Source organism: Streptomyces phaeolivaceus, from assembly GCF_009184865.1.
Classification (GTDB): Bacteria; Actinomycetota; Actinomycetes; order Streptomycetales; family Streptomycetaceae; genus Streptomyces; species Streptomyces phaeolivaceus.
Genome location: NZ_CP045096.1, coordinates 9,141,157 through 9,153,567, shown reverse-complemented (window position 1 = coordinate 9,153,567; position 12,411 = coordinate 9,141,157). Strand labels below are relative to the sequence as shown.

11 protein-coding genes are annotated in these 12,411 nt (G+C 68.2%); 5 read left to right on the top strand and 6 right to left on the bottom strand.

What is annotated here, in order from left to right; translation table 11 throughout:
- The first annotated feature begins 144 nt into the window (after positions 1-144).
- Positions 145-1,130 (top strand): IS5 family transposase gene (locus F9278_RS41720; protein WP_404818858.1). Its coding sequence is split into 2 segments (ribosomal slippage): positions 145-552 and positions 555-1,130, totalling 984 coding nucleotides; the frame shifts between segments, so codons are not numbered across the junction.
- A gap of 101 nt (positions 1,131-1,231) precedes the next feature.
- On the opposite strand, the gene F9278_RS41715 is transcribed toward F9278_RS41720, so the two are convergent.
- A complete protein-coding gene (locus F9278_RS41715; protein WP_152172955.1) occupies positions 1,232-1,840 on the bottom strand; it encodes a DUF1269 domain-containing protein in 609 nt (202 codons plus the stop codon).
- 121 nt (positions 1,841-1,961) lie between these two features.
- Between F9278_RS41715 and F9278_RS41710 the strand changes: the two genes are divergently transcribed.
- Complete coding sequence (locus tag F9278_RS41710; RefSeq protein ID WP_193241869.1) at positions 1,962-2,546, top strand: TetR/AcrR family transcriptional regulator; 585 nt, start codon at positions 1,962-1,964, stop codon at positions 2,544-2,546.
- A gap of 128 nt (positions 2,547-2,674) precedes the next feature.
- On the opposite strand, the gene F9278_RS41705 is transcribed toward F9278_RS41710, so the two are convergent.
- On the bottom strand, positions 2,675-4,201 hold the full coding sequence (locus tag F9278_RS41705; RefSeq protein ID WP_152172953.1) for an alpha/beta hydrolase: 1,527 nt from the start codon (positions 4,199-4,201) through the stop codon (positions 2,675-2,677).
- Between the two features lie 303 nt (positions 4,202-4,504).
- Between F9278_RS41705 and F9278_RS41700 the strand changes: the two genes are divergently transcribed.
- A complete protein-coding gene (locus tag F9278_RS41700) occupies positions 4,505-4,717 on the top strand; it encodes a hypothetical protein (protein WP_152172952.1) in 213 nt (70 codons plus the stop codon).
- Positions 4,718-5,104: 387 nt separating this feature from the next.
- Here the strand turns inward: F9278_RS41700 and F9278_RS41695 are convergent, their stop codons facing one another.
- The gene (locus F9278_RS41695; protein ID WP_152172951.1) at positions 5,105-8,455 is read right to left on the bottom strand and encodes a S8 family serine peptidase; all 3,351 of its coding nucleotides are present in this window, start codon (positions 8,453-8,455) and stop codon (positions 5,105-5,107) included.
- A gap of 456 nt (positions 8,456-8,911) precedes the next feature.
- Here F9278_RS41695 and F9278_RS41690 point away from each other — a divergent pair, with 456 nt between their 5' ends.
- Together F9278_RS41690 and F9278_RS41685 are read left to right on the top strand one after the other, a co-directional pair.
- Complete coding sequence (locus F9278_RS41690) at positions 8,912-9,097, top strand: hypothetical protein (RefSeq protein ID WP_152172950.1); 186 nt, start codon at positions 8,912-8,914, stop codon at positions 9,095-9,097.
- A 297-nt stretch (positions 9,098-9,394) separates the two neighbouring features.
- The gene (locus tag F9278_RS41685; protein WP_152172949.1) at positions 9,395-9,646 is read left to right on the top strand and encodes a hypothetical protein; all 252 of its coding nucleotides are present in this window, start codon (positions 9,395-9,397) and stop codon (positions 9,644-9,646) included.
- 152 nt (positions 9,647-9,798) lie between these two features.
- On the opposite strand, the gene F9278_RS41680 is transcribed toward F9278_RS41685, so the two are convergent.
- From F9278_RS41680 to F9278_RS41670, 3 genes are all read right to left on the bottom strand, one after another.
- Positions 9,799-10,545 (bottom strand): amino acid ABC transporter permease, encoded by a 747-nt coding sequence (locus F9278_RS41680; RefSeq protein ID WP_152172948.1) that lies wholly within the window; start codon positions 10,543-10,545, stop codon positions 9,799-9,801.
- Positions 10,545-11,216 (bottom strand): amino acid ABC transporter permease, encoded by a 672-nt coding sequence (locus F9278_RS41675; RefSeq protein ID WP_226967381.1) that lies wholly within the window; start codon positions 11,214-11,216, stop codon positions 10,545-10,547. Before F9278_RS41675 ends, F9278_RS41680 begins: the two co-directional genes overlap by 1 nt.
- A gap of 312 nt (positions 11,217-11,528) precedes the next feature.
- Complete coding sequence (locus tag F9278_RS41670; RefSeq protein WP_152172946.1) at positions 11,529-12,296, bottom strand: IclR family transcriptional regulator; 768 nt, start codon at positions 12,294-12,296, stop codon at positions 11,529-11,531.
- Between the last annotated feature and the right edge of the window lie 115 nt (positions 12,297-12,411).

Here is a 12,411-nt window from a genome sequence, read left to right as displayed (position 1 = left end):
TGTACGCGGACACGTCCGGCCGAACAATCATCACCCGACCAGGGAAAGCGGTCAGGGCGGGCCCCTAGGGCCTGTCTGGAGTTTGGATCAGGAGTTCGGTAGATCGCCTGCGCGCGAGGGCTCGGTCTTGATAGGCCATCAGTCATGGCGCGAGGCGATCTCACCGATGAGCAGTGGGCCCTGATCGAGCCGCATCTCCCGATTGCCGCGGTTGGTCCCATCCCTGACCTGCGGAAACACTTCAACGCGGTGATGTGGCGGTTCCGGACGGGTAGCCCCTGGCGTGACCTGCCGACCGAGTTCGGGCCCTGGCAGAGCACGTACGACCGCTTTCGGATCTGGGCGAGGCGGGGCGTTTTCCAGGACCTGATGCAAACAGTGATCGCTGAGGCCGCCGCCCGCGGCCAGGCCGACTTGGGCCTGGTCAGCGTGGACTCTGCGACCGCCCGGGCCCATCATCACGCCGCCGGGATGGCCCTGGACCCCGAGCAGTTGGCGGCCTTGGAAATGGCCGTCGAGGCCGAAAAGGGGGCGAGGGCAAGGCACAAAGAACGCAGGACGGACAGGCTGAGGATGAGGCGCGCGTCGAGCGGCGACGGGTCCGCCGACGACACCGGGCCCGGTTGAAAGCCGCCGAGCTGGGGCGTTCCCGGGGCGGACTGACGAGCAAGATTCATGTGGCGGCTGACCGACGCTGTCGCCCGCTTGCGTTCGTCCTCACGCCCGGGCAGGCCGGTGACAGTCCGCAGTTCGCCCCGGTCCTGGAACGGGTGAAGGTGCGCGGCCCGATCGGGCGCCCGCGGACCCGGCCGGATGCGGTGGCCGCGGACAAGGCGTATTCGTCCCGACGCAACCGCCGCTACCTGCGACGACGCGGGATCCGAGCCGTGATCCCGGAGAAGGTCGACCAGGCCGCGAACCGCAAGAAGCGTGGCAGCGCCGGCGGCCGGCCAGTCTCATATGACGCGACGCTCTACAAAGAGCGCAACACCGTGGAACGGTGCATCAACCGGCTGCGGAACTGGCGCGGTATCGCTACCCGGTACGACAAGAACCCGGAGAGTTACGAGGCCGGACTGCACCTGTGTGGTGCGATGCTCTGGCTCCGTAGCATCGCACCACACTTGTGATCCGAACTCCAGACAGGACCTAGGGGCCCGCCCTGACCATACGGGGCAGAGGGGGAGTGACCGATACGGTCACCGCCCCGCGTTCTTGGTGCGCGCAGCGGCTACCCGGTGATCTTCTGCTTGAGCGTCGCCACGCCACTCTTGACCTTCTGCTCGGCCTCGGCACGCTTGCGGTTGCGCTTCTCCTTCGCCTCATCCTTCCGGATCCGCTCGGCGGCCTCCTCCATGGCCTTCAACTCGGTGCGCACGCTGTCGACCGGGCGGCGCTGCAAGGTGGCGTCGTAGCGCATGGCCAGCAGGTCCAGCACCTCAGGGTCGGCCTCCCTCACTTCGGCCAGGATCGCCGTGCCGTTGGGCGGAATGTGCGGAGTGAAGGCACCGACCGTGCCCGTGGCCTCGGCGACCCGCTTGTAGTCGTAGCCTCCGCCGATCACCGCGCCTATGCCCCAGCCCATCAGCACCCCCAGGGGGCCGCCGATGATGCCGACCAGCGAGCCGACCAGTCCGCCGACCGCCGTGTTGCGGCCGGCCTCGGTCTCCAGGCCCTCTGGAACACGGACCGTGCCGTCCTCCAGGCGCTCGATCAGGACCGCACCTCGGACTTCGGCGGCAGGAGAGGCGATGCGCTTCAGCTCGCTGAGCGCCTGGTAGGCGATGGCACGGTCGGCGAAGCGCAGGGCGATGGCGTTGTCGTGCGTGGTCACGGACATGGAGGACCTCCTCGGGGAAGGGGATGCTGCCCCTCTTCATCTGTGAGACAGTATGTATCGAAAATCCATTGTGAGTCAAGCTGTCTCACAAATGGGTTCGCCAAGCGAAGGAGGTTCCCCCATGCCCCGGGCCAACAACGACCCCCGCGCCCTACGCAGCCGCGCAGCCGCGCTGACCGCCGCCACCGAACTCCTCACCGAGGGAGGTCCGGAACGTGTCACCCACGCCGCCGTGGCCGAACGGGCCGGCATGGGCCGCGCCACCGTCTACCGACACTGGCCCGACGTCCCGTCGCTGCTCCTCGACACCCTGGCCATCGGCGCCCACCCTGTGCTCACCCTCGACGACGGCCCACTCCACGACCAACTGGTCACCCAGATGCAGCAACAGGCCGACTGGCTCAACCAACCGGTCTCCGCCTCCGTCATCGCCACTGTCATCGAACGAGCCGAACGCGACGACGACATACGAGGAATCCGCGAAGAGATGTTCGGTCGCGCCGACGAGCGCTTCACCGACGCGCTCACCGCCGCCGTCGCACGCGGTGAGCTACGCCCCGGCACGGAGAAACACGCCCGCGAACTCATCTCGCACATCCTCGGCCCGCTGCTGTTCCAACGGTTCATGCTCGGCGCTCACCTTGGCAGGGACACAGTGGCCGACACGGTCGACGCCGCACTTGCCCCCTGGCAACCCGGCACCTGACAGAAAACGTCGGTGTGCCGCGTCTCGAAGGCTCCGAGTGCCCAACTTGACGCACAGGCGCAGAACTTGGGTTCGGTAGGTCGAGACGGTGACCGAGAGCGGCGCCGGGCAGCTCTCAGGTCAGGCCGTCAGTGCCCCGGGCACTCCGTCTGCCGGGGCAGCGCGCCCGTGGCCAGGTAGTCCATGGTCGCGTTCCAGGCGCACTCACTGCCCGTGCCTGTGTGGCCCTCGCCCCGCACGGTGAGCAGGTGCGCGTTGTCGAGGGTCCGGGAGAGTGTCACGGCGTCCTGGTACGGGGTGTCGGGGTCGCCGGTGTTGCCGACGACAAGGATCGGCGCCGAGCCTTTCGCGTCGAAGGGCCCGCTGTAGCGGGACAACCGCTTCGCCGGCCACTGGGTGCAGGCGGTGGCGTGGCCCTGGTCGTAGTTCGGCGGTCCGTAGGCGAGGGCCGGGCCGTTCAGCGGCGCCTCGGCCGTCTCACTCCGCAGCCGGTCGTGGAGCAGGTCCAGGCTGCGCGGAAATGCCCGGTCCGCGCATTCGATGGCGGCGTTCTCGGTCTGGAACTGGGCCTCGCCCTCCATGCCGGACAGAAGGTCCCCGGTCCGGTGCTGCGCATCGACCAGTTGCTGGGCCAGGGTCGGCCAGTAGTCGTCGCCGCTTCCGAGGGCGTAGGTCACCATCATGGTCAACCAGGCACCGTTGGCGACCAGTCGGCCGTCCGCGTCCCTGATCGGTTCGGCGTCGAGCGCGGCTTGCAGGTCCAGGTAGGCCTGTCGTGGGTCGCCGTCGCCGAACGAGCAGTCATCCGGAGTGCGCTCGCACCAGTCGAGGAAGCGCCCGAGCGCGGCGTCGACGGCCAGGTACTGCCCGCGGTCGTACCGGTAGGGATCGTTGGCGTAGGCATTCGGGTCGTAGGCGCCGTCCAGCGCCATCACGCCCACTTTCTCGGGGAAGAGGCTGGCGTACACGGTGCCGAGGTAGGTGCCGTAGGAGAGGCCGTACCAGTTGAACTTCTTCTCGCCGAGTGCGGCCCGGACCACGTCCAAGTCCCGCGCCGAGTACTCCGTCCCGATGTACGGCAGCAGGTCGCCGGAATGACGTTGGCACGCGTCGTTGAACTGCCGCCCCAGAGATACGGCACGGTCGAAGCCGCCCTGCGTGGGGCGTGCGGTCGCCGTCTCCCAGGAGTCCATCCACTCCCTCGTGGACTCGCACCGCACCGGCGCGCTCCGGCCGCCCCCGCGGGGGTCGACGATGACGAGGTCGTACCGGCTGCGGATCTCCGCAGGACCATCGGTGCCCATGTAATAGAGGAGACCACCGGAAGAGCCACCGGGTCCGCCCTGGTTGAGGAAGAGTGTCCCGATCTTGTGAGCCGGGTCGGCAGCGGACTTACGGCTGAGCCCGAGGGAGATCGTGACACCGTCCGGGTGCCGGTAGTCGAGCGGCACCTCGGCCGTCGCACAGTCGAAGCCTCCGCCGCAGTCGGTCCACTTCAGCTCCGGCAGCCGCACCCCGGGCACCCCACCCGGCGGGGCCGGCTCCGTGGCCGCGACCGCCGGTGCCACGCCGGTGCCCCAGAGAATCAGCGCGCCCGCCACCGTGGCGGCTGTCGCTCTCCACCCGGCGACCATACGGCCAGGAAGGTCTTTCACTTCATCGATTCCTGTCTCAAACAAGCACGGAACGCCCCATGAGCCGTCACCTCACACGCCGAAAGAGCGGGCGAGATGGCGTCTTCCCCATGATGGCGTTCCGTGCTTGGCGAATATTTGACGGATGTCGAGGAACGGCCAGGGATGATTCGGCTTGCCGACCGCCTGACCTCTACGGCCTCACTTGCCCGAATACGACACGGAAGACCGAATCCCTGTGACGGCGACGGACATCAGTAGTAGTAGTTGCACGTCCTCGCCGACCCGTCCGCCAGGCTGGATGCGAGTGAGCACGATTCCGACGTGGTGCTCGTGTACCCCTTCCAGGACAGTTCGAACTTCAACGTCTGGCCGGTCCGCCACCTCGCCGAAGGCAACGTGCAGTTGTTGGAAGAGGCCCCGATCCAACTGGAAGTGCTGCTTCCGTCCGCGCGCACGCCGGTGACCTTGACCGCCTCCAGCGTGCGACCGCCGTTGTTGCAGATCGCCACTGTCACACTTGAGGTTGCGGCCTGAGCCTGTACCGGCAGAATCAGACCGCCCAGGGCGATCCCCGCCAGTGCCCCCAGGGTTACCGTCTTCCTTCGGGTAATAGCCATGCTGCTGACGCTCCTTCATGCAGGAATGAGAAAATCCGTCATCCGCTCCATGCCAGAGCAAATGACCTGGATCAGATTCTCGCGGGTGTGATCAAGGAACGCATAGGGGCAGATGTCCCCTTTGGCCGGCACGCGCTCATGGCACGGGAAGAACGTCATACCAGGTGACCGCGACCTGCCGCTTGGCGCGAGGAGAGTCTTTCCAGGCGGCATTGAGGGCCTCTGGGTTACCGGTCGCGGATCTCCCGATCCATTCCCGATCCCCAGGGGCCCTCACGCCGTTCAACCTGGCTCAGAAGGTGGCTCAGGTGGTGTCGCCCGCCACCGACGTGCCGGACACCACCGCTTGGTTCGTGACCTTCTCGATGTTCACGGTGCCCTTGCCCACGGTCGTCCCGCGGTCGTTGACCAGGCGCACCTCACCGAACAGGCGGCGGCCCTCCGGTGCGGTGGTCGCGGCGGTGACCTGTGCGGACACGGTCGTGGAGTCGCCCGTCCCGAGCGCTACCGGCCCCGGGTCGTCCGACGTGATCGTGCCGAGCGTGGTGGAGAAGAAGACGTCGCGGTAGTCGTAGGCGGTCGAGCCGGACGGGACGTCGTAGCCGTACACCTCGATCGTGTATGTGCCGGCGGCCGGGTCGGTGACGGAGACGGACTCCTCGGAGTCGCCGTCCGCCGACCGGCCGACCAGGTCGCCGTTCGCGTCGTAGACCATCAGGTCCAGGTCGGCGGAGGAGTCGGCGGGGCTGCCGATGGCGGCGTCCAGGGACGTGGCGCCCTTGGGCACCTCGACCGTGGTGGTCTGCGTGGCCCCGGTGGCGATGGCCGGCCGCGCGGTCCTCGCGGAGCCGAGCGCTCCGCCCTCGATGGTGCCGTGCACGGGTGCGTAGCCGTTGGCCGCCTTCCAGGAGACGGCGGCCGGGGTGCCCACCACGGCCGCCGGTACGGTCGCGGGGTCCGGGTCGAAGGAGGCGCCGTAGACGGTGACGTCGAGGTCGTAGGGATTGTCCAGCGGCTGGGTGGCGTAGTACGACTGGACCACGATCTCCCAGACACCGGGCCGCGGGTCCGGGTACGTGGTCACGCCCGACGCCCCGGAGTCGTCGCCCTTGGCGAGGACACCGTACGGCTGGAGCGCGCCGGTCTCCGTCCAGCTGCCGTCCGCCAGGCCGCCGAGCCTGACCTCCAGCGTCCTGGCGCCCTCGGGGACGGTCACGAAGTAGCTGTTCGCGCTGTTGCGCTGCACCGAGCCGGAGACGGAGTAGGCGTAGTGGGCCGGGGTGGAGACCACGACGGTCGCCAGGATCTGCCGGTCGACGCCCGCGGTGGCCGGGTCGTCGACCTCCAGGCGGGCGCTCTTGATGCCCGCGGCCGTGGGCGCGGCCTGGACCTTGACGGTGACCGGCTGGTCCAGCGGCAGCTCGACGGTCTGCGAGCCGACGATCGAGAAGGTGTCGGCCTTGTTGTTCTTCAGCCGCAGCTCGTGCACGACCGGCGTGTCGGGGCCGGAGGTGCGGGTGAGCGTGACGTCGTACGTCTTCTTCTGGCCGGCCTTCAGTCCGCCCTCGCGGTCGTAGACGCCGGTGCCGAAGCCGGGGGTCTTCAGCTCCTGGTCCAGGGCGGTGTCGACCGGGGCCTTCACGGTGTAGTCGTGGGCGCTCGCGCCCGCCTCGATCTCCTTCCACGCGGCCGGAACGTCGACGAGGCCCGCGCCCTCCTCGTAGGCCTGGGCTCCCTTGATGTGGCGGGCGGTCGAGGTCAGTGCCGTGCGCAGTTTCTGCGGGGTGAGGTCGATGTGCCGGGCCTTGGCGGCGGACAGCAGCAGCGCGGACGCGCCGGCCGTCTGCGGGGAGGCCATCGAGGTGCCCTGGTACATGCCGTAGCCGGCGGGCAGGTCCCAGCCCGCGTAGTCCTTGTAGAACTGGTCGCCGGGCATCCAGGTCGGGATGGAGGAGACCGCCGAGCCGGGCGCGGTCAGCGTGGGCGTGAACCCGCCGTCCTCGCGCGGGCCGCGCGAGGAGTAGGCGGACATGCTGTAGTTCTTCTCCACGGCGGAGCCGTAGTTGGCGGCCCAGGTCTCCTTGGAGATGCCCGAGCCGGCCGAGATCACCTTGTCGGCGTAGCTCGGGTAGCCGATGGTGTTGGCGCCGGGTCCGCTGTTGCCGGCCGAGATCACGATCTGCACGCCGTAGGTGTCGATCAGGCGCGTGTACAGCTCGGAGGTGGCGTCGTTGCCGTCGTTGAGCGCGGTCAGACCGCCGATGGACATGTTGATGATGTCGACGCCCCGGTTGACGACGAGGTCGATCATGCCCTCGGACATGGCGATGTTGGTGCAGCTGCCGGGGCCGAAGGCGCAGGCGCGGGAGGAGACGATCCGCGCGCCGGGGGCGGCGCCGTCCATCTTCCCGCCGAACAGGCCGTTCGCGGCGGTGATGCCGGCGACGTGGGTGCCGTGCGAGCCGGAGACGACACCGATGTTGACGAAGTCGGCCTTCTTGCCGACATGGGGCCCGCCCAGCGGGTCCAGCGGGACGTCCTTGCGGATCTCCACGACGAACGGCTGGCGCTCGGCGATGGCGGTCCCGGGGTCGTCGGTGCCGAAGTACCCGACCTGGTAACCGTCCTTGTACGGCTTCATCGGGGTGTCGTCGGTGAAGTCGCCGTTGTCGTCGACATCGACGGTGACCGTGCCGGCCGCCGGGTCGTACAGCACGCCCCAGTCGTCGGTGGTGTCACCGTCACGGTTCACATCACCGTCGGCGTCGCCCTCGGCGACACTGCCGCCGTTGGTGACGGACTCACGGAAGAGGCTGACGCGGTACGAGCCCGACGGTGCCTTCCAGCTCCGGCCCTCGTAGGTGAAGGACGGTCCGGACACCTCGCTCGTCATCGGCCGCCAGGTGCCGTCGCCGTCGACGACCGGGTCGGTGGCGGTCACCCAGTCGACGATCTTGCGCTCTCCCGTGGTGGTCTTCTGCAGGGCCGGGTGCGCGAGGTCGACGCCGGTGTCGAGGACACCGATGGTGACACCCCGGCCGTCCGCCTCCGGGTGCTTCTTCACGAAGTCGACGGCGCCCGTCTCGAAGACCGGGTTGTACGGGTTCGCGGCCGGGGTGTCCCTGCCGGGCGCCGGGTAGGTCTCCGACGTCGCCTTCGTCGCGGCATCCCGCACCTTGCGGGCGTCGGGCAGCGGATCCTCCAGCGCGATCCCGTGCCGCAGATCGATGGCGTGCACGGAGGGCAGCTTCGCGGCCGCCGTGATCGCCGCCTCGGCCCTGCCGGTCGGGACGGTGGCGCGGACATAGCCGAGCTTGTCGTAACTGCGGCCGACGGAACCGCCCTTGACCGCGTCCAGCTCCTTCGCCACCTGCTCGGTCCGGCCCGGCGCGGTGACGACCATCATCGTCACGTTCTTCTCACCCGAGGCCCGCGCCTCGGACAGCAACTCGGCATCCGCCGAACCGAGCTTGTCGTGTACGGACTTGGCGGAGCCGTCATCGGCCGGCACCGCGGCGGGCGAACCGTCGGCGGCGAAGGCCACGGGTATCGCGCCGGTTATGGAGAGCAGCACGGCGAGACCGGCTGCCACGGCGGTACGGGCGACGCGTCTCCCGCTCGGCGGCGGAACGGTGTGGGGGGTGGTGGGGGGCATGGAAGTCCTCTGGTACGACGGAGTGAACGAAGGGCACGACGGCAGGGGTCGGCAGGCCGAACTCGACAGATCGAATGCGGAATTGGCCTTGGGGACGCCAGAACGTCATTCAAGTGACGCCGGTCCAACGAGAGTTGCGGGCGCCTACCTGTAGATCATACGTACACCCACCACGCCCAACAGACACCTGTGTAAAGACTCCGCCATTTTCCGCATTCCTCGGGCCGGGACACCGGCAAGCCGCGTCCCGGTCGGCGACCGAGGACATTTGCCTCTATGCGCCCCGAGGCCACGGCTGGGAAGCTGCGGCCAAGGTCACCCCTCTCGTGGGACATCCGACGGATCCCTGAGGCGGGCTTCCCACTCCCACAGAAACGGATTCACATGCGCAGCAAGAGCACTCGCGGCTTGCGGGCCAAGCAGCTAGTCACCACCGCCGTGTTGTCAGGAGCTTTGGTGGCTCTGGCAGCGCTGCCGGCAGCGGCGGCGACAGTCCGGGGCGGCCCCGCCATCAGCCAGGGCTGGGCTTCACAACTCGCCGCGGACGCCTGCTACTCGCGGGGCGGAACCCCCGCGAACGACTATTGGTACTGGAAAGACGGGGACAACTGGTACGCCTATGTGACGTGCCAGGGCATTTAGTCACCGGGCCCACGCTTTCACCACGGCGAGGCCCTCCACCACTACGCGATCAGCGTGCCCGTACAGTCGCCGCAGAAAGCTGTCGCCCTGTCATGGGCGTTGGCGACTGCGGCGCTGTACGTCGACAATAACTCGCGCTGATATTCGCGGCCTTCATCGCGCCGGATGTACGCGGCTCGCGCTCCGACGGATCGAAGGGAGTTCTCCTGCGTCGGTCCGGGATGCCACTCAGCTCGTGAGGACATCCGCCTCTACGCACTCCACGGAGATGACATGCGCAGGACGAAATGGGCATCTGTGGCTTCAGCCGTCGCGGTGCTCACCATCGGAGGCTCCGCCCTGACGGGGCTCGCGTACACGATCTTCACAGTGCCGATCAACCTCTGCAGCGATGTCGACGGCACGCTGATCGTGCTGGACCGGTGCGGGCACGCCGGCGATCGCCGGCTCAAGGACGCGCGACTCGGACCAGGGGAGCAGGGGTGCGGCGAAACCGGGGGGAACGGTACGGGCCGGACAGTCACCGTCCTGGAGGTCGTGGTTCCCTGACCGGAACCGAACCGACCGCGGCCAGATCCGCCACTACGGGCGCAAGCCCGAACGTCCCCTCCCCTTCACCGCCACCCTCATGTGCCGCCCCGGACTCACCGGCTGACGTGGCCCCCGACCCGCCGTCCCGATTCCTGGTCCGGGGATGCCGATCAGGCCGTGGAGCCCACGCGCTCACCCGCTGCGCCCTCGGCGGTGACCGGATCGGGTGTCGGCCGTGAGGGCTTGTCAGCTCTCCGCTCCAACCGCGCCGCGAGGCGTGTGAGGGGGAAGCAGAGCAGGAAGAACACGGCGAGGACACCGGTGAAGATCGGTACCGCGTGGCCCTCGCCCGAGGAAAGCTGGTAGAACTCCACGGCCTGCCGCGATCGTTGCAGCACATCGATGACACCGATGAGCGAAGCCAGGGTGGTTGCCTGGATGAGGTCCACGACGAGGTTCACCAGAGGCGGCAGTGCGCGCCGGATCGCCTGTGGCAACACGACCCACCGCATCGCCGGGGCCCAGCCGAACCCCAGCGCGGAAGCCGCTTCGAACTGAGCGGTGGGGATCGATCGCACCGCGCCACGCACCACTTCCATCACATTGGCGCTCCCCCACAGGGAAAGGCCGAGCGCCGCCGCGGAAAAGGAGTCGAGCCGCAGTCCCAGCGAAGGTGAAACGAAGAACACGATGAACAGGGTCACCAGAACCGGCAGCCCTCGGAACAGCTGGAGATAGGCCGTCAATGCCCTGCGTGCCGGTGTGGTCCAGCGTCCTTCGGGAAGGCAGAGCAGCACTCCCAGGAAGGTGCCGGCCGCCACGGACAGCGTCACCGCCGTGGACGCGAGTGCGATGGTGCGCACAACGCCACCCGAGACGAGTTCAACGGTGGGGCCGATCCATTCGGTGTCCGCCATCAGACGCCTCCCTGGAGAGTGAAACGTCGGCTCGTCATGTGCATGAGCCAGGTGAGGAGCAGCACGAGGGCCAGGTAGATCACGCCGAGAACGACATACAGCTCCACCGTTCGGAACGTGTCGGCCGAGAGCTTCTGTGCGACGAAGGTCAGTTCCGCGAGGCCTATGCCCAGCATCAGTGCCGAGTTCTTCAACACGGAGATCAGGGTGTTGGTCAGGCCCGGAGCCGCCAGGCGTATCCCGATCGGCGCGGTCACGTGCAGGAAGGTCCGCCATTCGGAGAAGCCGAGAGCTCGCGCACCTTCGTGGTACCGGGGTCCTACCGAGGTGAGACCTGCCCGGAAGTTCTCCACGTTGTACGCGCCGCCCCAGGCGACGAGGCTGATACAGCCCACCTCGTAGGGGCTCAGCGTCAGCCCCATCGACGGGGCGGCGAAGAAGAGGAAGAACACCTGGACCAGTAGGGGGGTGTTGCGGATGACCTCCACATAGATCCGCACGGCGTGGCGGAGAACAGGCACCCGCAGGATGATCGCTGTCGCCCCGGCGAGCCCGACGGCAAGCGATCCGATCATTCCGATCGCGCTGATCTGCAGTGTCATCAGCAGCCCGGACCACAGGACGTCGGCGTACTTGACTGCGGCGAGGTCGCCGAACGCGGCCGGCGTCATCAGGAACACCGCGTGAGGGTGTCGGTGTCGGAGTAGGTGATGTTCTGGCCGGGGCGCGGCATGTTCTTGGCGAACGCCTCCACGGCCTCCTTGTTGCTGACGGTCTTCTTGAACAGGCCCCAGAGTTCGTCGTTCTTCTGGCGGCGACCATACGCACCCGCGGCAGGTCGGTGGCGGCTCCGCGAGCCTCGGCGATCACTCCGGCCATGTGTGCGGCCTCCCGCACCGGGACCACACCGCCGTCGGGATGCGGAGCGCAGGCGATGGTTCCGCCGAGGGTCACCACCGCGACAGTCGTGCCGGACACCGCCCTCACCCGATCTGCCGGGTGCCGAGGGCCTTGCTGATCGCCGTGCTGGCGGACAGCAGCAGCTTCGCCACGCCCTCGATACGGCCGATCATGCGAGGTGTCGGTCCGGAGACATTGATCACCGCGAGCAGATGTCCATGCGCGTTGCGGACGGGGACACCTACGGACGTCAGTCCCACCTCGATCTCCTCCGAGGCCACGGCGTAACCCCGTCGGCGCTCGGCCCGTAGACGGTCGAGCAACTCGTGGAGGTCTCGGGGTGCCTTCGGGCCCGAGCGCGGGGAAGGACAGAAGTCGTCGGCGGTGAGCGCCTCGACGAGTTCGTCGTCGGTGTCGAACATCAGGGCACGGCCGGAGGCCGTGTGGTGCATCGCCGAACGGCGGCCGACCCAGCCGCCGCCCTGCAACGTGTTCTGCGACTCCTCACGCATGACGGACAGCGAGCGATTGCCCTCCTGCACCGTCAGCAGGGCCACCTCCCCCGTACGGGCCACGAGCGCCTGGAGCATGGGGCGGGCCGCGCGTATCAGCACCTGGTCGCCTGCTCCCGCGGCCATCACTCGCACTCTCCAGCCCAGCCTGTAGCGGCGGGAGTCGGGGTCCTGATCGACGACGCCGGCCCGTTGCAGGGACTTGAGCATCCTGGAGACCTGGCTCCGTTCACGCCCTACGATGCGGGCCAGCTCACTGACCGATCTGTCAGCGTGGCCGCTCGCGTTCTGCGCGTCGAAGGCCAGCAGCAACTGGGCCACCCTCTCAGCGGTCGACATCGCCATCACCGAAGACCCCTTTCCCGTGTTGCCACGGAGACAACAGTCCCCGCGATGATGCTCGTCCCGGCCGCGTCGCAGAAGTCGGCGTGCTCAGACAGCAACAAACGTCGAT